The organism is Piscinibacter gummiphilus, from assembly GCF_002116905.1.
GTDB lineage: Bacteria > Pseudomonadota > Gammaproteobacteria > Burkholderiales > Burkholderiaceae_C > Rhizobacter > Rhizobacter gummiphilus.
Map to the genome: position 1 here is coordinate 2,601,361 of NZ_CP015118.1, position 20,546 is coordinate 2,621,906.

Annotated in this window: 10 protein-coding genes; 2 read left to right on the forward strand and 8 right to left on the reverse strand. The window is 69.7% G+C overall.

Features of this window, described 5'->3' with window-relative positions; genetic code table 11:
* Positions 1-20: 20 nt before the first annotated feature.
* Positions 21-10,790 carry an SPM autocatalytic domain-containing protein gene (locus A4W93_RS11595; RefSeq protein ID WP_085750752.1) on the reverse strand — a complete coding sequence of 3,590 codons (10,770 nt, stop codon included), beginning with the start codon at positions 10,788-10,790 and terminating at the stop codon, positions 21-23.
* Positions 10,791-11,076: 286 nt separating this feature from the next.
* Between A4W93_RS11595 and A4W93_RS11600 the strand changes: the two genes are divergently transcribed.
* Complete coding sequence (locus A4W93_RS11600) at positions 11,077-11,745, forward strand: alpha/beta hydrolase (protein WP_085750753.1); 669 nt, start codon at positions 11,077-11,079, stop codon at positions 11,743-11,745.
* Between the two features lie 10 nt (positions 11,746-11,755).
* The gene (gene sbcB / locus A4W93_RS11605; protein ID WP_085750754.1) at positions 11,756-13,189 is read left to right on the forward strand and encodes an exodeoxyribonuclease I; all 1,434 of its coding nucleotides are present in this window, start codon (positions 11,756-11,758) and stop codon (positions 13,187-13,189) included.
* Here the strand turns inward: sbcB and A4W93_RS11610 are convergent.
* The 7 genes from A4W93_RS11610 to A4W93_RS11640 form a co-directional block, all read right to left on the reverse strand.
* A complete protein-coding gene (locus tag A4W93_RS11610) occupies positions 13,159-14,004 on the reverse strand; it encodes a helix-turn-helix transcriptional regulator (protein WP_085750755.1) in 846 nt (281 codons plus the stop codon). The genes sbcB and A4W93_RS11610 overlap by 31 nt on opposite strands.
* A 151-nt stretch (positions 14,005-14,155) precedes the next feature.
* Positions 14,156-15,031 (reverse strand): hypothetical protein, encoded by an 876-nt coding sequence (locus A4W93_RS11615; RefSeq protein ID WP_085750756.1) that lies wholly within the window; start codon positions 15,029-15,031, stop codon positions 14,156-14,158.
* Between the two features lie 229 nt (positions 15,032-15,260).
* Positions 15,261-17,852 (reverse strand): bifunctional aconitate hydratase 2/2-methylisocitrate dehydratase, encoded by a 2,592-nt coding sequence (gene acnB, locus A4W93_RS11620; RefSeq protein WP_085750757.1) that lies wholly within the window; start codon positions 17,850-17,852, stop codon positions 15,261-15,263.
* A gap of 47 nt (positions 17,853-17,899) precedes the next feature.
* The gene (locus A4W93_RS11625; RefSeq protein WP_085750758.1) at positions 17,900-18,307 is read right to left on the reverse strand and encodes a type II toxin-antitoxin system VapC family toxin; all 408 of its coding nucleotides are present in this window, start codon (positions 18,305-18,307) and stop codon (positions 17,900-17,902) included.
* Entirely contained in the window at positions 18,304-18,552 is a 249-nt protein-coding gene (locus A4W93_RS11630) for an AbrB/MazE/SpoVT family DNA-binding domain-containing protein (protein ID WP_085750759.1), read from the reverse strand. The genes A4W93_RS11625 and A4W93_RS11630 overlap by 4 nt, the downstream gene beginning before the upstream one ends.
* A 113-nt stretch (positions 18,553-18,665) precedes the next feature.
* Positions 18,666-19,160, reverse strand: coding sequence for a hypothetical protein (locus A4W93_RS11635; RefSeq protein ID WP_157131637.1), 495 nt, complete (start codon positions 19,158-19,160; stop codon positions 18,666-18,668).
* Between the two features lie 313 nt (positions 19,161-19,473).
* Positions 19,474-20,481: an HpcH/HpaI aldolase/citrate lyase family protein gene (locus A4W93_RS11640; RefSeq protein WP_085750761.1), complete on the reverse strand. Its 1,008-nt coding sequence runs from the start codon at positions 20,479-20,481 to the stop codon at positions 19,474-19,476.
* Positions 20,482-20,546 lie beyond the last annotated feature (65 nt).

Here is a 20,546-nt window from a genome sequence, read left to right on the forward strand (position 1 = left end):
GGACCCAACCGGTCAGGTGATCAGATCAGCGGCAGCGGCTTGTTGTCGTCGTCGAGCAGCGAGCGCGACACCGTGCCGATGCTGGCGTGGCTCACAGCCGTCGAGGCCTGCGTCACCGCGGAGCTCGTCAGGCCAGCCGTGAGGTCGGCGGTCGGAGCGGCCAGCACGTCGGTGATGGTCACGTTGGCCGCGGCCGGGGTAGTGTCCTTCGCGAACCAGACGTCGGCCATCGCGTGGTCCGCGCCGTCCTTCGTCGTGTAGTTCGACACCAGGCCCAGCAGGTTGCCGTTGTCGACTTCGGTGCCCACCTGATGGTTCAGGTTGAGTGAGACGATGCCCAGCTCTTCCAGCGTCTTCAGTTCACCTTCGTCCGTCTTGCCGTCCTGGTTGGCGTCGATCCAGACACGCAGGTCCTTGAAGTGCTCGTCGCTGGCGTCGAGCTTCATGTCCTTGTTGGTGTCCTCGAACGACATGGCCACGTAACCGTTGCCGGCCCGCTTGCCGTCGGCGCCGATCGTCGCCACACCGAAGAGTTCGGTGCCGTCGTTGATCTTGCCGTCGTGGTTGCGGTCCATCACCAGGATGCCGTCGGTGGCCGAGGCCCAGCCCACCTTGGCGGCGTTGCCGGTGCCGTTCAGGTCGAACATCACGCCGTGGGCGGCTGCCGTCGTCGACACGCCGTTGCCGTCGAGGTCGAGCACGATCGGCGAGGCGGCGATGTAGGCGTCGAGTTGGCCGCCCTGCATCTGCTGGACGTCCACCGTCTCGAACGCGGCCACTTGCGTCATCGACAGGGCAGCGATGTCCTGCGATTCGAGGCCGGCGATCTGGTCGGTCGTGAACGCTGCGATCTGCTCGGTCGTCAGCCCCTTCATCTGGGCCTGCGTGAGCGCCGAGATGTCATGGCTGTCGAGCGAGACCCACTGGCTGGTGGTCAGCGCACCGATCTGTGCCGACGTGAACGCGGCGAACTGGGTCGAGGTGAAGGCGTCCAGGTCGGCCGTCGTGAGACCGGCCATCTGGAGCGTGGTCAGGCTCGACAGCTGCGCGTTTGTCAGCGAGGTCAACTGATCCGTCGTCATCGCGTCGATCTGATCGGTCGACAGCGCGCGCAGTGCTGCACTGCTGAATGCGCGGAGGTCGGCGGTCTCGATGTGCGACATGTCGATCGTCTGGATCGCCGCCGCTTGCGTGGCCGTCAGCGCCGCGAACTGCGCGGTGCCCATGGCTTCGAAGTGGGCCGTGGTCAGCGCCGCGATTTCATCCGTCGTGAAGGCGCGGATGGCGGCGGTGCTGAGTGCGGCCACGTCGGCGGTTTCGAGGGTGCTGATCTGAGCCGTGGTGAACGCGACCGCCTGGGTGGCGGTGATGGCGCTGAACTGGCTCGAGGTGAGCGCGTTCAGGTCATCCGAGCCGAGGCCCGCGATCTGCAGGGTCGACAGCGTCGACACTTGCAGGTTGCTGAGCGAGCTGATCTGGTCAGAGCTCAGTGCGGCGAGTTGAGACGTATCGAGCGCACGCAGCGAGAAGACGTTCAGGGCGCGGAGGTCCGCGGTTTCGAGGTGCGCGATCTGGTCCGTCGTCAGGGCCGCTGCCTGCGCCGCGGTCAACGCGGCGAACTGGGCCGTGTCCATCGCATTCAGGTCGGCCGTCGACAGACCCTTGATCTGGTCCGTCGTCAGCGAGGCGACCTGGCCGGTCGTCAGCGACGCGATCTGGTCGGAGGTCAGCGCACCCAGCTGGGCGTCGGTCAGCGCGCGGAGCGCGCCGGTCGACAGGGCACGGAGGTCCGCCGATTCGATCTTGCCGATCTGGTCGGTCGTGAGACCCGCCACGTGGGCCGAGGTCAGCGCGGCGAACTGGGCGGTGCCCAGGGCCACGATGTGGTCGGTGCTCAGCGCGGCGATGTCGGCCGAGTCGAGGCCGCGGACCGCGGCGGCGCTCAGGGCGGCCACGTCGGCCGTCTCGAGCTTGGCGATCTGGCCGGCCGTCAGAGCTGCAGCTTGCGCCGAGGTCAGCGAGGCGAACTGGGTGGCGGTCAGCGCGTTGAGGTCGTCGGTCGACAGGCCGGCGATCTGCGAGGTGGTCAGCGACGACACCTGCAGCGTGGTCAGCGAGCCGAGCTGGTCGGACGTCAGGGCACCGAGCTGCGCGTCGGTCAGGGCGCGCAGCGTGGCCGGGGTCAGGGCACGCAGGTCGGCCGATTCGATCTTGGCGATCTGGTCGGTCGTGAGGCCCGCGGCCTGGGCCGCCGTCAGCGAGGCGAACTGGGCGGTGCCCAGGGCCACGATGTGGTCGGTGGTCAGCACGGCGATGTCGGCCGAGTCGAGCGCCTTGATGTCCATCGCGGCGATGTCGGCGGTCTCCAGCTTGCCGAGCTGGCCGGCCGTCAGCGCGTTCACCTGGGCCGTGGTCAGCGCAGCGAACTGGGCCGAGGTCAGGGCGTTCAGGTCATCGGTGGACAGGCCCGCGACCTGGGCGGTCGTGAGTGCCGCCACCTGGGCGTTCGTCAGCGAACCGATCTGGTCGGAGGTCAGTGCACCCAGTTGTGCGTCGGTGAGGGCGCGCAGCGCGGCGGTGGTCAGCGAACGCAGGTCGGCGGATTCGAGCTTGCTGATCTGGTCGGTGGTGAAGCCGGCGACCTGGGCGGCGCTCAGCGCGGCGAACTGCACCGTGCCGAGGGCGTTGAGGTCGAGCGTCGTCAGGCTGGCGATCTGGCTGCTGCCCAGCGCGCTCACTTGCGCGGTCGTCAGGGCGGCCATCTGGTCGGAGGTCAGTGCGCCGAGCTGGTCGTCGGTGAAGGCACGCAGCGAGGCCGGGGCCAGGGCGCGGAGGTCACCCGACTCGATCTTGCCGATCTGGTCGGTGGTGAGGCCGGCGACCTGCGCGGTCGACAGCGCGGCGAACTGCGCCGAGCCGAGGGCCACGATGTGGTCGGTCGTCAGCGCGGCGATGTCGGCCGAGTCGAGGCCGCGGACGGCGGCCACGCTCAGGGCGGCCACGTCGGCGGTTTCGAGCTTGCCGATCTGGCCGGCCGTCAGGGCCGCGGCTTGCGCCGAGGTCAGCGAGGCGAACTGCGTGGCGGTCAGCGCGTTGAGGTCGTCGGTCGACAGGCCGGCGATCTGCGCGGTCGTCAGCGACGACACCTGCAGCGTGCTCAGCGCGCCGAGCTGGTCGGACGTCAGGGCACCCAGCTGGGCGTCGGTCAGGGCGCGGATCGCGCCGGTCGACAGGGCACGCAGGTCGGCCGATTCGATCTTGGCGATCTGGTCGGTGGTCAGGCCCGCGACCTGGGCGGCCGTCAGCGAGGCGAACTGGGCGGAACCCAGGGCCACGATGTGGTCGGTGGTCAGCACGGCGATGTCGGCCGAGTCGAGCGCCTTCACGTCCATCGCGGCGATGTCGGCGGTCTCGAGCTTGCCGAGCTGGCCGGCGGTCAGCGCGGCGACTTGGGCCGTGGTCAGGGCGGCGAACTGGGCCGAGGTCAGCGCGTTCAGGTCATCGGTGGACAGGCCGGCGATCTGGGCCGTGCTCAGGCCGGACACCTGGGCGTTGGTCAGCGAGCCGATCTGGTCGGAGGTCAGGGCACCCAGTTGCGCGTCGGTCAGCGAACGCAGCGAGGCCGGGCTCAGGGCACGCAGGTCCGAGGACTCGAGGTGCGCGATCTGGTCGGTCGTGAGGCCGGCCAGCTGGGCGGAGGACAGCGCGGCGAACTGGCCGGTGCCGAGGGCGTTGAGGTCGGCGGTGGACAGGCCGGCGATCTGGCTGCTGGACAGCGCGCTCACTTGCGCGGTGGTCAGCACACCGATCTGGTCGGACGTCAGCGCACCGAGTTGCGCGTCGGTGAAGGCGCGCAGCGCGGCGGTCGACAGGGCGCGCAGGTCACCCGACTCGATCTTGCCGATCTGGTCGGTGGTCAGGCCGGCGACCTGGGCGCTCGACAGCACGGCGACCTGCGCCGAGGTCAGGGCGACGATCTGGTCGGTGGTCAGCAGGGCCACGTCTTCCGAGCCCAGGGCGCGGATGGCGCTCGGGTTCAGCGCGGCCAGGTCGGCCGTCTCCAGCTTGGCGATCTGCGTGCCGAGCAGGGCGGAGGTCTGGACCGAGGTCAGCGCGGCGAACTGCGAGGAGGTCAGCGCGTTGAGGTCGTCGGTCGAGAGGCCCGCGATTTGCGAGGTCGTCAGCGAAGACACCTGCAACGTGGTCAGCGAGCCGATCTGGTCGGAGGTCAGGGCGCCGAGTTGGGCGTCCGTGAGGGCGCGCAGCGCGGCCGGGGTCATCGCACGCAGGTCGGCCGATTCGATCTTGGCGATCTGGTCGGTCGTCAGGCCGGAGACCTGGGCCGCCGTCAGCGAGGCGAACTGGGCGGTGCCCAGGGCCACGATGTGGTCGGTGGTCAGCACGGCGATGTCGGCCGAGTCGAGCGCCTTGACGTCCATCGCGGCGATGTCCGCGGTTTCGAGCTTGCCGAGCTGGCCGGCGGTCAGCGCGGCGACCTGGGCGGAGCCGAGGGCGGCGAACTGGGCCGAGGACAGGGCGTTCAGGTCATCGGTCGAGAGGCCGGCGATCTGCGCGGTCGTGAGCGAGGTGACTTGTGCGTTCGTCAGCGAACCGATCTGGTCGGACGTCAGCGCACCCAGTTGCGCGTCGGTGAGGGCGCGCAGCGCGGCCGGCGTGAGGGCACGCAGGTCGGCCGATTCCAGGTGCGAGATCTGGTCGGTGGTGAGGCCCGCGACCTGCGCGGCGCTCAGGGCGGCGAACTGGTTCGTGCCGAGGGCGTTCAGGTCGGCCGTCGAGAGGCCGGCGATCTGGCTGCTGCTCAGCGCGCTCACTTGCGCGGTGGTCAGCACACCGATCTGGTCGGACGTCAGGGCACCGAGTTGCGCGTCGGTGAAGGCGCGCAGCGCGGCGGTCGACAGGGCACGCAGGTCGGCCGATTCGATCTTGCCGATCTGGTCGGTGGTGAGGCCGGCGACCTGGGCGCTCGACAGCACGGCGACTTGCGCCGAGGTCAGGGCGACGATCTGGTCGGTGGTCAGCAGGGCGACTTCGGCGGAACCCAGCGCACGGATGGCGGCGGCGTTCAGCGCGGCGAGGTCGGCCGTCTCCAGCTTGGCGATCTGGCCGGCGGTCAGCGCACCGGCCTGGTCGGCGGTCAGCGCGGCGAACTGGGCCGACGACAGCGCGTTCAGGTCATCGGTGGACAGGCCGGCGATCTGCGACGTGGTCAGCGACGCCACTTGCGCGGTCGTCAGCGAACCCATCTGGTCGGAGGTCAGGGCGCCGAGTTGGGCGTCCGTGAGGGCGCGCAGCGCGGCCGGGGTCATCGCACGCAGGTCGGACGATTCGATCTTGGCGATCTGGTCGGTCGTCAGGCCGGCGACTTGTGCGGCCGTCAGCGAGGCGAACTGGGCGGTGCCCAGGGCCACGATGTGGTCGGTGGTCAGCACGGCGATGTCGGCCGAGTCGAGCGCCTTGACGTCCATCGCGGCGATGTCGGCGGTCTCGAGCTTGCCGAGCTGGCCGGCGGTCAGCGAACCCACTTGCGCCGAGGTCAGCGCGGCGAACTGGGCCGAGGTCAGGGCGTTCAGGTCATCGGTCGAGAGGCCGGCCACTTGCGACGTGGTCAGCGAGGCGACTTGCGCGTTCGTCAGCGAGCCGACCTGGTCGGAGGTGAGGGCACCCAGCTGGGCGTCCGTCAGGGCGCGCAGCGCGGCCGGCGTGAGGGCACGCAGGTCGGCCGATTCGAGCTTGCTGATCTGGTCGGTGGTGAGGCCCGCCACCTGTGCCGAGGTCAGCGCGGCGAAGTGCGCGGTGGAGAGGGCGTTCAGGTCACCGGTGGTCAGGCCGGCGATCTGGCCGCTGCTCAGCGCGTTCACCTGCGCCGTGGTCAGCACCGACATCTGGTCGGAGGTCAGCGCGCCGAGCTGGGCGTCCGTGAGGGCGCGCACGGCGGCGGTGGACAGGGCACGCAGGTCGGCCGATTCGATCTTGCCGATCTGGTCGGTCGTCAGGCCGGCGACTTGGGCGGCCGACAGCGCGGCGACCTGGGCGGTGCCGAGGGCGACGATCTGGTCGGTGGTCAGCGCGGCGATGTCGTCCGAGCTCAGGCCGCGGACGGCGGCGGCGGTCAGCGCGGCGACGTCGGCGGTCTCGAGCTTGCCGATCTGGGCGGTGGTCATCGCGTCGACCTGGGCCGAGCTCAGGGCGGCGAACTGCACCGAGGTGAGGGCGTTCAGGTCGTTGGTGGCGAGGCCGGCGATCTGCGAGGTCGTCAGGCCGGCGACCTGGGCGTTGGTCAGCGCGGCGAACTGGTCGGAGGTCAGGGCGCCGAGCTGGGCGTCGGTCAGGCCGCGCAGGGCGTTGACGGACAGGGCGCGGATGTCACCCGTCTCGATCGCGGCGATCTGGTCGGACGTCAGCGAGGCCAGCTGGGCGCTGTTGAGCGCGGCGATCTGGGCCGAGGTCAGCGCGACGATGTCGGCGGTGGACAGGCCGGAGAGCTGGTTCGGGTTCGTGGCCAGCGAGGCGATCTGGGCCGAGGTCAGCGAGGCCAGCTGGTCGCTGGTCATCGCGGCGACCTGGTCGGAGGTCAGCGTGCGCAGCGTCGCAGTGGACAGGGCGCGCAGGTCACCCGATTCGATCTTGGCGATCTGGTCGCTGGTGAGGCCGGCGACCTGGGCGCTCGTGAGGGCGGCGAACTGGGCCGAGGTCAGCGCGACGATCTGGTCGGTGGTCAGCACGGCCACGTCTTCCGAACCCAGGGCACGCAGCGCGTTCGGGTTCAGGGCGGCGAGGTCGGCCGTTTCGAGCTTGGCGATCTGCGTGCCGAGCAGGGCGGCGGTCTGCACCGAGGTCAGCGCGGCGAACTGCGTGGCGGTCAGCGCGTTGAGGTCATCGGTCGACAGGCCGGCGATCTGCGACGTGGTCAGCGACGCCACTTGCGCGGTCGTCAGCGAACCGATCTGGTCGGAGGTCAGGGCACCGAGCTGGGCGTCGGTCAGGGCGCGCAGCGCGGCCGGGGTCATCGCACGCAGGTCGGCCGATTCGATCTTCGTGATCTGGTCGGTCGTCAGGCCGGCGACTTGCGCGGCGGTCAGCGAGGCGAACTGGGCGGTGCCCAGGGCCACGATGTGGTCGGTGGTCAGCACGGCGATGTCGGCCGAGTCGAGCGCCTTGACGTCCATCGCGGCGATGTCGGCGGTTTCGAGCTTGCCGAGCTGGCCGGCGGTCAGCGAAGCGACCTGGGCGGAGCCGAGGGCGGCGAACTGGGCCGAGGACAGGGCGTTCAGGTCATCGGTCGAGAGGCCGGCGATCTGCGAGGTCGTCAGCGACGAGACTTGCGCGTTCGTCAGCGCGCCCATCTGGTCGGAGGTCAGGGCACCCAGCTGGGCGTCCGTCAGGGCGCGCAGCGCGGCCGGCGTGAGGGCACGCAGGTCGGCGGATTCGAGGTGGGCGATCTGGTCGGTGGTGAGGCCCGCGACCTGCGCCGCGCTCAGCGAGGCGAACTGGCCGGTGCCGAGGGCGTTGAGGTCGGCGGTCGACAGGCCGGCGATCTGGCTGCTGCTCAGGGCGCTCACTTGCGCGGTGGTCAGCACGCCGATCTGGTCGGAGGTCAGGGCACCCAGCTGCGCGTCGGTCAGGGCGCGGATCGCGCCGGTCGACAGGGCACGCAGGTCGGCGGATTCGATCTTGCCGATCTGGTCGGTGGTCAGGCCGGCGACCTGGGCGCTCGACAGCACGGCGACTTGAGCGGCCGTCAGGGCGACGATCTGGTCGGTGGTCAGCAGCGCGATGTCTTCCGAACCCAGGGCGCGCACGGCGGCCGGGCTCAGGGCGGCGATGTCGGCGGTCTCGAGCTTGGCGATCTGGCCCGCCGTCAGCGCGCCGGCCTGGTCGGCGGTCAGCGCGGCGAACTGGGCGGTGCCGAGGGCGTTCAGGTCATCGGTCGAGAGGCCGGCGATCTGCGAGGTGGACAGGCCGGCCACCTGGGCGGTGGTCAGCGAACCGATCTGGTCGGAGGTCAGGGCGCCGAGCTGCGCGTCGGTCAGCGCGCGCAGCGCGGCCGGGGTCATGGCGCGCAGGTCGGACGACTCGATCTTGGCGATCTGGTCGGTCGTGAGGCCGGCGACTTGCGCGGCGGTCAGCGAGGCGAACTGGGCGGTGCCCAGGGCCGTGATGTGGTCGGTCGTCAGCACGGCGATGTCGGCCGAGTCGAGGGCCTTCACGTCCATCGCGGCGATGTCGGCGGTCTCGAGCTTGCCGAGCTGGCCGGCGGTGAGCGAGCCCACTTGCGCGGACGTCAGCGCGGCGAACTGGGCCGTGCCGAGGGCGTTCAGGTCATCGGTCGAGAGGCCGGCGATCTGCGAGGTCGTGAGCGACGAGACCTGGGCGTTCGTCAGCGAACCGACCTGGTCGGAGGTCAGGGCACCCAGCTGGGCGTCCGTCAGGGCGCGCAGCGCGGCCGGCGTGAGGGCACGCAGGTCGGCCGATTCGAGCTTGCTGATCTGGTCGGTGGTGAGGCCGGCCACCTGCGCGGCGCTCAGCGCGGCGAACTGGCCGGTGCCGAGGGCGTTGAGGTCGGCGGTCGACAGGCCGGCGATCTGGCTGCTGCTCAGCGAGGCGACCTGGCCGGTCGTCAGGGCGCCGAACTGGTCGGAGGTCAGGGCACCGAGCTGGTCGTCGGTCAGCGCACGCAGCGCGGCGGTGGAGAGGGCACGCAGGTCACCCGATTCGATCTTGCCGATCTGGTCGGTGGTGAGGCCGGCGACTTGTGCGCTCGACAGCACGGCGACTTGCGCCGAGGTCAGGGCGACGATCTGGTCGGTGGTCAGCAGGGCGACGTCTTCCGAACCCAGCGAGCGGATCGCGTTCGGGCTCAGCGCGGCGAGGTCGGCCGTTTCGAGCTTGGCGATCTGGCCGCCGGTCAGCGCGGCGACCTGGGCCGAGGTCAGCGAGGCGAACTGGGCGGCGGTCAGCGCGTTGAGGTCGTCGGTCGACAGGCCGGCGATCTGCGAGGTGGACAGGCCGGACACCTGGGCGGTGGTCAGCGAGCCGATCTGGTCGGACGTCAGGGCACCGAGTTGCGCGTCGGTCAGGGCGCGCAGCGCGGCCGGGGTCATGGCACGCAGGTCGGCGGACTCGATCTTGGCGATCTGGTCGGTGGTCAGGCCGGCCACCTGGGCGGCGGTCAGCGAGGCGAACTGGGCGGTGCCGAGGGCCACGATGTGGTCGGTCGTCAGCACGGCGATGTCGGCCGAGTCGAGGGCCTTCACGTCCATCGCGGCGAGGTCGGCGGTCTCGAGCTTGCCGAGCTGGCCGGCGGTGAGCGAACCCACCTGGGCCGAGGTCAGCGCGGCGAACTGGGCCGAGGTCAGCGCGTTCAGGTCATCGGTGGACAGGCCGGAGACCTGGGCGGTGCTCAGCGCGGCGACTTGCGCGTTCGTCAGCGAGCCGACCTGGTCGGAGGTCAGGGCGCCGAGTTGGGCGTCGGTCAGGGCACGCAGCGCGGCCGGCGTGAGGGCGCGCAGGTCGGCGGATTCGAGGTGCGAGATCTGGTCGGTGGTCAGTCCGGCCACTTGCGCCGAGGTCAGCGCGGCGAACTGGCCGGTGCCGAGGGCGTTGAGGTCGGCGGTGGACAGGCCGGCGATCTGGCTGCTGCTCAGCGAGGCGACCTGGCCGGTCGTCAGCACGCCGATCTGGTCGGAGGTCAGGGCACCCAGCTGGGCGTCGGTCAGCGCGCGCAGGGCGGCGGTGGACAGGGCGCGGAGGTCGGCGGTCTCGATCTTGCCGATCTGGTCGGTGGTGAGGCCGGCGACTTGCGCGCTCGACAGCACGGCAACTTGCGCCGAGGTGAGGGCGGCGATCTGGTCGGTGCTCAGCAGCGCGATGTCGTCGGAGCCCAGCGTGCGGATGGCGGCCGGGGTCAGCGTGGCGAGGTCGGCCGTCTCGAGCTTGGCGATCTGGCCGGCGGTCAGCGCCGAGGCCTGGTCGGAGGTGAGGGCGGCGAACTGGGCGGAGCTCAGCGCGTTCAGGTCATCGGTGGAGAGACCGGCGATCTGCGCGGTGGTCAGCGAGGCGACCTGCGCGTTGCTCAGCGAGGCGATCTGTTCGGAGTTCAGGGCACCCAGCTGCGCGTCGGTCAGCGCACGCAGCGCGCCGGAGGACAGGGCGCGCAGGTCGGCGGAGTCGAGCTTGGCGATCTGGTCGGTCGTGAGGCCTGCGACCTGCGAGGCGGTCAGCGCGTTGATCTGGGCGGTGCCCAGCGCGTTGATGTGGTCGGTGGTCAGCAGGGCGATGTCGGCGGAGTCGAAGGCCTTGATGGCGGCGACGTTCAGCGCGGCGAGGTCGGCCGTCTCGAGCTTGGCGATCTGGCCGGCGGTCAGCGCCGCGGCCTGCGCCGAGGTCAGCGCGGCGAACTGCGTCGGGGTGAACGCGTTCAGGTCGTCGGTAGACAGGCTCGCGATCTGCGCGGTGGTCAGCGCGGCGACTTGCGCCGTGGTGAGCGAGCCGAGCTGGTCGCTCGTCATCACGGAGAGCTGGTCGGTCGTCAGGGCCTTGACCGTCGCGGCGCCGAGCATGCGCAGGTCACGCGTCTCGATGGCGGCGATGACCGACGTGTTGATCGCGAAGATCGAGGCGGCCGGGATCGCGGCGAACTGCGCGGTGGTCAGCGCGGCGATCTGGTCGGAGCTGAACGCGGCCCAGTCTTCGGTCCCGAATCCTGCGATCGAGCGAGTCGACAACCCGGCGATCTGGGTCGTGTTCAGCGAGGTGATGATGGAAGCCATGTGGGTCCTTGTTCCGACGGTGCGACGGTCGCGTGTTTCGGGCTGAGCGTTGTTCGATCAGGGCGCAGGTCGGCATCGACCGCTCCCATTCCGTCGGAATATCGGTGCAGACCCTCTTGGCCTTAAGGTGGAAATGAGGTGTCGATCCGGACATATTTCGTGAATTCAGTCGCGTGGATCTGGCGGGTGCGGACGGAAGTCACGCTTTTCGGGGAACCTTTGCGAAAAGGGCGGCCCGGGGGTTTCGGGTAAATTGCGTCGGTTCACGTTTCCAGACGCTTCCACCATGTCTTCCCTCGAAATCCTCGAATACGAAACCGGCCCGAACCCGGTCGCCGCGATCATCGTGATGCACGGCCTCGGCGCCGACGGCCGCGATTTCGAATCCTTCGTCGACGAGCTCAAGCTCGATGCCGTCGGGCCCGTGCGCTTCCTGTTCCCCAACGCACCGCAGATCCCGGTCACGGTGAACGGCGGCTACGTGATGCGGGCCTGGTACGACATCCTCGGCACCGACCTCGCCCGGCGCGAGGACGAGGGCGGCCTGCGCCAGTCGCGCGTGCTGATCGACGCGCTGATCCGCCGCGAGCGCGAACGCGGCATCCCCGCCAACCGCATCGTGCTGTCGGGCTTCTCGCAGGGCTGCGCCATGACGCTGATGGTGGGCCTGCGCCACCCCGAGCGCCTCGCGGGCCTGGCCGGCCTGTCCGGCTACCTGCCGCTGGCCGACAAGACCGAGGCCGAGCTGAGCCCGGCCAACCGCGACGTGCCCATCTTCCTCGTGCACGGCCGGCAGGACCCGGTGATCCCGCTCGCCCGCGCGGTCGCCTCGCGCGACGCGCTGCTCGCGCTCGGCTACGACATCGAGTGGCACGACTACCCGATGCCGCACTCGGTGTGCCTGGAAGAGGTGGCCCACCTCAACCGCTGGCTGCTCGACGTGCTGGCCCGGTGAACGCGCGGCCATGAGCGACACCCACACCTTCTACTGGCACGACTACGAAACCTTCGGCCGCGTGCCGCGGCGCGACCGCCCGGCGCAGTTCGCCGGCGTGCGCACCGACGCCGACCTGAACGAGATCGGCGAACCCACGATGGTCTATTGCCAGCCGGCACCGGACTACCTGCCCGATCCCGAGTCGTGCCTGCTGACCGGCATCCTGCCGCAGACCTGCCTCGCCGAGGGCGTGCCCGAGCACCGCTTCGCCAGCATCATCGAAGCCGAACTCGCGCTGCCGGGCACGGTGGGCGTGGGCTACAACTCGATCCGCTTCGACGACGAGGTCACCCGCCACCTGTTCTGGCGCAACCTGATCGACCCCTACGCGCGCGAGTGGCAGAACCAGTGCGGCCGCTGGGACATCCTCGACGTCGTGCGCGCCACCTACGCGCTGCGGCCCGACGGCATCGAGTGGCCCAAGCACGATGACGGCCGCCCGTCGTTCAAGCTCGAGCACCTCACCAAGGCCAACGGCCTCGTGCACGAGGCGGCGCACGACGCGCTCTCCGACGTGCGCGCCACCATCGCGCTCGCGCGCCTGATCAAGGCGAAGCAGCCGCGCCTGTGGGACTTCTGCGTGAAGCTGCGCCGCAAGGACGAGGTCATCCGCGAGATGGGCGTGGGCAAGCCCTTCCTGCACATCTCGGGCATGTACGGCACGGACCGCGGCGGCATGGCCCTCGTGTGGCCGCTGGCCCCGCACCCCACGAACAAGAACGAAGTCATCGTGTGGGACCTCGCGTCCGACCCCACGGAGCTGCTCGACCTCGACGTCGAGACGCTGCGCCTGCGCATGTTCAGCAAGGCCGACGCGCTGCCCGAGGGCGTGACGCGCCTGCCCATCAAGACCCTCCACATCAACAAGTCACCCATCGTCGTGGGCAACCTGAAGACGGTGAGCGATGAGACGGCCGCGCGCTGGAACCTGCAGCGCGACGTCGCGATGCGCCACGCCGAGATCGCCGCGCGCGAAGGCCACCGCCTCGCGGGCATGTGGCCGCTGGTGTTCGAGCGGCCGGCGCCGTCGTCGCCGGTGGACGTCGACGAGGACCTGTACGGCGGTTTCGTGGGCAACGACGACCGGCGCAACCTCACGCGGCTGCGCGGCCTGTCGCCGTCGCAGCTGGCGGACAAGCGTCCCGCGTTCGCCGACCCGCGGCTCGAGGAACTGCTGTTCCGCTACCGCGCGCGCAACTTCCCCGACACGCTGAGCGACGAGGAACAGCAGCAGTGGCAGCAGCACTGCGCGGCGCGCCTGCACGACGGTGCGGGCGGCGCGTTCACGCTCGAAGCGTTTTTCGAGCGCGTGGAGGCGCTGGAGCCCGAGGCCGACGACCGTGGCCAGGACATCCTGGGCGCGCTGGTCGACTACGCCACCGAGATCGCCCCGGACCGCTGATCCGACCACTGGTCGCGGCGGTTCGGGTGTTCGCCCAGCAGCCGCTGCAGGCGCACGTGGTCGCTCGCATAGAAGTACGACGGCGTGCCGCCGTACGCGCGCAGCCACACGCGCGAGAAGTGCGACGAGTCGGAGAACCCGGCGGCGTGGGCGATGTCGGTCATGTTGAGGCCGGTGCCCACCAGCCGGGCCGCCGTGTGGATCTTCAGCGAGAGCGTGTAGCTGCGCAGCGGCAGCCCCATCGACTCCGAGAACAGGTGCGACATGCGGTCGTACGACAGGCCGGTCTCGTCGGCCAGGTCCTCCAGCGGGAGCTGCGGGTCCTGGTCGAGGCGTTCGATGGCGTGGGCCACGCGCGGGTCGAGCGGGCGAGGGGTGGGCAACTGGGCCACGGCCTCGCGCACCAGCTGGTCGGAGAGGTCACGGGCGGCCAGCGGTGACAGGTCGCCCGCGTGCAGCGCCGCGAGGGGCCCGGCCCAGCGGGCGAACGGCGCGGGGTCGAGGCCCAGGTAGCCCGGTGCGGTGAGCACGCCGAACGGGCGGAAGTCCACGTGGTTGGGGCTCAGGCCGATGCTGACGAAGCGGTGGCCGTCGGCGTGCAGCCGCCGCGTGAGCAGCGGGCGCACCGCGGCGGCCGAGAGCCGGTGGGTGCTGTCGCCGGCGCCGAGGTCGAAACTGCCGCCGTCGAGCGAGAGCAGCAGGGCCGCGTTGAAGCGGGCCGTTTCGGAATGGACGTCGCGGCAGGTGAACACGAACCCGTCGTCGAACAGGTACATCTGGTTCGGCGTGCCGCGTGTGTCGTGGCGGAAGGACATGGTCGACGATAGTCCCGTGGCGTGGCCGCGGACCTCGGGGCGAACCTGAGGTCCGTTGCGTCAGGCAAAACGGGGCACCCGGTCAGACGCGCACCGGGGGCCCCAAACACCCCAGACAAGGGTTCTTTTCAGCGATCGTCCGGCGTGGCCGTCACGGCGTGGCGAAGCCCGCCAGCCAGGTCAGGTTGGCCTTGAGTTGCCACGGGTCGCTGCCGTTGCGCCAGCCGTTGTCCAGCACGTCCTGCAGGCCCAGGCAGTCGCCGCTGGCGCGCTGGTAGCAGTGGTCGGCCGAGAGGTCGCCGACCTGCGAGCCGCGCACCATGATCCAGCCGCTGCCGTTGCTGTTCTGGCAGTTGTAGGCGCTGCTGCCGCAGTTCTTGCCCGTGACGTTCTGCGAGGACGCGCGCACGGTGGCGGGTGTGCCGCCGGGGAAGGTGTCGGTCTCGCCGTTGACGATGCGCAGGTTCGTGGTGGGCAGCGTGTACTTGCCTGCGGCCATGCACGACGACAGGCTGTAGACCGAGTAGGTGGTGTGCGTGCCCATGCCGTAGGCGGCGCGCACGCGGCTGTCGTAGTTCTTCGCGGTGGTGGCGATCACCGAACCCTGGCTGAAACCGGCGACGACCACGCCCTTGCTGCAGTCGGCGGTGGCGCGTGCGCACAGCTTGCTCACCGCGCTGGCCGAGCTGCTCGGCTTGAAGATGCAGGCGGCCTTCTGGCCGATCTGCGAGCAGGTGCCGAACGAGCCGCTGTTGTACTCGACGGCGGCGGCCACGAAGCCCTTCGCGGCCATCTCGTTGACGGCGGCCATCGCCTGGCCGTTGTCGTAGGTCTCGGTGGTGCCCACCATGTAGAGGAACACGGGGTGCTTGCCGCTCGACGGTTCGTTGCCGCGCAGCTTGTAGCTCGTCAGGCAGCTGGAGGTGCCGCCCGAGCCGGAGTAGGTGTCGGTGAAGGTGCCGGACCAGGCGGCCAGGGGCACGCAGAGGGCGGCCGCGAAGGCCAGTCGCTTGAGGGATGCGTTCAAGGTTGTCTCCGTCAGGGTTCTTGTGTGTTCATCCGCGGCGTCGTGGCCTGGGACGGAACGGATTCTGCGGAGGGCGGAACGGCAGCGACTTGAACGCAGTCGCTGTTGCCCGGGTTGTCCCGGGGCGGAGTTTCCCGGGGCCGACGGAACTTTCGTGAAGGAGTGTGAAGCAGTGCAAAGAAAAGGGCCCGCTTGCGCGGGCCCTTCGGGTCTCACATGGAGGTGAGGATCAAGCAGAGACCTTGTCGGCCGCTTCGGTGAACTCGTCGATGCGGTCGAAGTTGAGGTACTGGTAGACCTTGTCGCTGGCGGCGGTCAGCACGCCCATGTCGGCCAGGTACTCTTCCTTCGTGGGGATGCGGCCGAGCTTCGAGCAGATGGCGGCCAGCTCGGCGGAACCGAGGTAGACGTTGCTGTTCTTGCCGAGGCGGTTCGGGAAGTTGCGGGTGCTGGTGGAGAACACCGTCGCGCCTTCCTTCACCTGGGCCTGGTTGCCCATGCACAGGCTGCAACCCGGCATTTCCATGCGGGCGCCGGCCGTGCCGAGCACGCCGTAGTGGCCTTCGTCGGACAGCTTCTTCGCGTCCATCTTGGTCGGCGGGGCCACCCACAGCTTCACCGGGATGTCGCGCTTGTTCTCGAGCAGCTTCGATGCGGCACGGAAGTGACCGATGTTGGTCATGCACGAGCCGATGAACACTTCGTCGATCTTGGCGCCGGCGACATCGGCGAGCGTCTTCACGTCGTCCGGGTCGTTCGGGCACGCCACGATGGGCTCGTGGATGTCGGCCAGGTCGATCTCGATGACGGCGGCGTACTCGGCGTCGGCGTCGCCCTTGAGCAGCTGCGGGTCCTTCAGCCAGGCTTCCTGGGCGGCGATGCGGCGCTGCAGGGTGCGTGCGTCGGCGTAGCCCTCGGCGATCATCCACTTCATCAGCGTGATGTTGCTGTTGACGTACTCGATGATCGGTTCCTTGTTCAGGTGCACCGTGCAGCCGGCGGCCGAACGTTCGGCCGAGGCGTCGCTCAGTTCGAACGCTTGCTCGACCTTCAGGTCGGGCAGGCCTTCGATCTCGAGGATGCGGCCCGAGAAGATGTTCTTCTTGCCCTTCTTCTCGACCGTCAGCAGGCCCTGGCGGATGGCATACAGCGGGATCGCGTTCACGAGGTCACGCAGGGTGACGCCCGCCTGCATCTTGCCCTTGAAGCGCACGAGCACGCTTTCCGGCATGTCGAGCGGCATCACGCCCGTGGCGGCGGCGAACGCCACCAGGCCGGAACCGGCGGGGAAGCTGATGCCGATCGGGAAGCGGGTGTGGCTGTCGCCGCCGGTGCCGACGGTGTCGGGCAGCAGGAAGCGGTTGAGCCAGCTGTGGATCACGCCGTCGCCCGGGCGCAGCGCGATGCCGCCGCGGGTGCTGATGAACTCGGGCAGGTCGTGGTGCATCTTCACGTCCACGGGCTTCGGATACGCGGCCGTGTGGCAGAAGCTCTGCATCACCAGGTCGGCGGAGAAGCCGAGGCAGGCGAGGTCCTTCAGTTCGTCACGGGTCATCGGGCCCGTGGTGTCCTGCGAACCCACCGAGGTCATGCGCGGCTCGCAGTACGTGCCCGGGCGCACGCCCTGGCCTTCCGGCATGCCGCAGGCGCGGCCGACCATCTTCTGCGCGAGCGAGAAGCCCTTCTTGGTGTCCACCGGGGCCTGGGGCAGGCGGAACAGCGTGCTGGGCGTCAGGCCCAGGGCTTCACGCGCCTTGGCGGTCAGGCCGCGGCCGACGATCAGGGGGATGCGGCCACCGGCGCGCACTTCGTCGAAGAGCACGTCGCTCTTGACCTTGAACTCGGCGATGACCTGGCCGTTCTTGAGGGCCTTGCCGTCGTACGGGCGCAGTTCCACCACGTCGCCCATGTTCATCTGCGACACGTCGAGTTCGATCGGCAGCGCGCCGGCGTCTTCCATCGTGTTGTAGAAGATCGGGGCGATCTTGTTGCCGAGGCACACGCCGCCGAAGCGCTTGTTCGGGATGAAGGGGATGTCCTCGCCCGTGAACCACAGCACCGAGTTGGTGGCGGACTTGCGGCTGGAGCCGGTGCCGACCACGTCGCCGACGTAGGCGACCATGTTGCCCTTGGCCGCCAGGTCCTGGATGAACTTGATCGGGCCGCGCTTGCCGTCTTCCTCCGGCGTGAACGGAGCGCCGTCGCGCTTGTTCTTCAGCATCGCCAGGGCGTGCAGCGGGATGTCCGGGCGGCTCCAGGCGTCGGGGGCGGGCGACAGGTCGTCGGTGTTGGTTTCGCCGGGCACCTTGAAGATGCTGACGGTGATGCTGGCCGGCACTTCCGGGCGGCTCGTGAACCACTCGGCGTCGGCCCAGCTCTGCAGCACGGCCTTGGCGTTGGCGTTGCCCTTGTCGGCCTTTTCCTTGACGTCGTGGAACTGGTCGAACATCAGCAGCGTCTTCTTGAGGCCTTCCGCGGCCACGGCGCCGACGGCGGCGTCGTCGAGCAGGTCGACCAGCGGACTGATGTTGTAGCCGCCGAGCATGGTGCCGAGCAGCTGGGTGGCCTGTTCACGCGAGATCAGCGAGCAGGCTTCGGTGCCGTGGGCCACGGCAGCCAGGTAGGAGGCCTTGACCTTGGCGGCGTCGTCCACGCCGGCAGGCACGCGATGGGTGAGCAGCTGCACCAGCTCGGCGCCTTCGCCCGCGGGCGGTGCCTTCAGCAGCTCGATGAGCTCGGCGGTCTGCTGGGCCGACAGCGGCAGCGGCGGGATGCCGAGCGCGGCGCGTTCGGCGACATGTTGGCGGTAGGCTTGGAGCATGGTGGGTTCTCTCTCTCTGAAAAAGCGGGAATGGGAGCCGCCGGCCCTCATGGGGCCGTGGGCTGGATGACCTTGAGACCTTTGAAGAAGTCCCGGAAGAAGGCGGCGTCCCGGGTGATCAGGGCGTCACACTGAAGCAAGGCATGGGCCCCGACCAGGAAGTCGGCCACGACCCGTTCGCGCTTGCCGCCACGGGCGCGGAAGCGCTTGTTCATGTGGCCGGCGCGCATGGCGGCGGCTTCACCGACGGGGTCGTAGCGGATGCCCAGCTGGCCGAGCGTGTCCATGAGGTTGACCGAGGTGTCGAGCATGGACTGCACCTCGGCCACCACGGCCTCGCAGACGACCACGTCGTCGCGGGCGAGGGCGTCGCCGATGCAGGTTTCCGAGGCGGCGGCGAACTGCGGATCGCCGATCAGCACGTCGAACAGCACGGAGGAGTCGACCGCGATCATTGGTCGAGGGGGTCGTTGGGGGCGCGGCCGCGGATGGCGCGCATGGCGTCGTCGGTGCTGGTGTAGCCGTCGACGAGCTTGAACTTGCCGCGCGCTTCGCGCAGGGCCTTGCTGACATCCTTGCGGAGGATGATGCGGCCGCCGTCCAGTTCGACCTTGAGCGTGGTGCCCTTGGTCAAGCCCAGTGCATCACGCACCGCCTTGGGCAGTGTGATCTGGCCGCGTTCCGCGACGGTGGCTTCCATGGGCAAACTCCGAATGGATCAGTACGTACGAATTGTACATACCAATCGATTCGGAGTGTTGGCGTCCGAGCGGTCTGCTCGGACAAGGCGTCACCGAAGTGACACCGCAGGGATCAGTTGATCGGCTGCGAGGCCTGTTGCTGCTTCACGGCCATGGCGGTTTCGCGCTGCTTCTCGTGCACGCAGTCGTCCACCAGGCGCTGGCCCACCTTCACGTCCATCAGCATGGACTTGTTGGCGATCTGGATCAGCAGGGTGCGGCCGGTCACGTCTTCCAGGCGCAGGGCGCCGGTGGAGGACAGCACGGGCTTCATCGTGTAGATGGCCTTCTTGAACGCCACGTCGACGTAGCCCGGCGACTTCGGGTTCATGGCGATCTGGATCGTCTGCTTGAAATCGCACTCGTATTCGCCGAAGTAGGTGCGTTCGGCGGCCATCAGCTGTTCCTGGCTGGCGGGAGCCAGGGTCTTGGCGGCCGGGGCGGCGGCCTTCTTCGCGGGGGCCTTCTTGGTGGCGGCCGGCTTCTTCTCGGCCGGGGCGGCCTGCTGGGCCAGGGCGGACACGCTCGTGAGGGCGAGAGCGGCTGCAAGAGCGGCAATGCGGATCATCGGAAAACTCCAAGGGGATGTTGGTGAAGGTGGGCGCGATTGTGGAGTGGCTGCTCCGTGGCAGGCAGCCGGGAACGCACCCGATTGAAACAATTTGCGCCCGGCCGCGGAGGGGCTCACGGACCGCTCGGCACCCCGGCGGTGGGGTTCCTTCTGGCAGCAGTGTGCGCTGATCGCGGCGGCCGTGCGCGAATTCACGCTGCGATCAGGGTCGGGCCGCGCACGGCCGTCGCGGGCCGTGCTAGCGCAGCGCCGCGAACGCCGCGGGGGCCGGAAACAATTGTTTGGCGGCTGTGACGGGATTGCGACACTTTCAGGTGAGGTCGTCTTCGAAAAACACCTCTCGCACCTCGGCCGGCAGTGGCTGTCCGGTGCGGTGGGCGCGTTCGAGGACGTGCCAGAAGTAGCGGTAGCTGGCCCGGTCGTGCAGGGTGTCGCGGTGGCTGATGGGGGCCCAGCGGGCCGCGCGCGCGGCCATCAGGATCTCGGTGGCCATGTCCGTCTCCGCGGCCGTGGGGGCGAAGGCCTCGACGATCGGGCGGATCTGGTCGGGGTGGATGCTCCACATGCGCAGGTAGCCCAGCTGCCGGCAGGCCTTCGTGGCGGCTTCCTGCAGCAGGCTGGCCCGGCGGAACTCGGTGACCACGCAGTGCGACGGGGTCTTGCCCGCGGCGTGGCACGCGGCGGCGATCTCGAGCTTGGCGCGCAGCACGAGCGGGTGCTCGAACTGCCCGAGCGCGCTCATGCCGGCCTGGGGGATGGCGCCGCGGTGGGCGGACACGAAGTCCATCAGGCCGAACGACAGCGACTCGATGCGCGGCAACGCGGCGATGTCGAACACCTCGCGCAGGCCGCCGTGGGTCTCGATCAGCGCGTGCACCGGGACCTGGCGCGCGAGGCCGTGGCGGCGCGCGGCCGCGTCGATGGCCTCGACGGCGCGGGTGGTCTGCGCGAGGCCGGAGACCTTCGGCACCATCAGGTACGCGAGGCGCTCGCCCGCGGTCTTCACGAGGGTGTCGACGTCCTGCTCGAACGACGGGTGGTCGGCCGGGTGCACGCGGGCGCCCACGCGGTCGAAGCGGTTGGCCGGGGACACGAGCAACTCGGCCACGTGGGCGGCGTGTTCGGCTTCGCCGCCGACGGGTGCGCCGTCCTCGCAGTCGAGGGTGACGTCGAACACCGGGCCCAGTTCGCCCTGCATCTGGAGGCTCTTGGCCATGCGGGCCGGCACGCCGGCGTAGTGGTCGCAGACGGGCAGGGCGGGGGCGCGTTCGTTCGATTCGAACAGCGCATCGCGGGGGTGCAGGGACTCGGTCTTCATTCAATCAGCCTAGCGGGCGGGAACGAAAAAGGCCAGCGAGATGCTGGCCTTTCGGGGTGATCGCG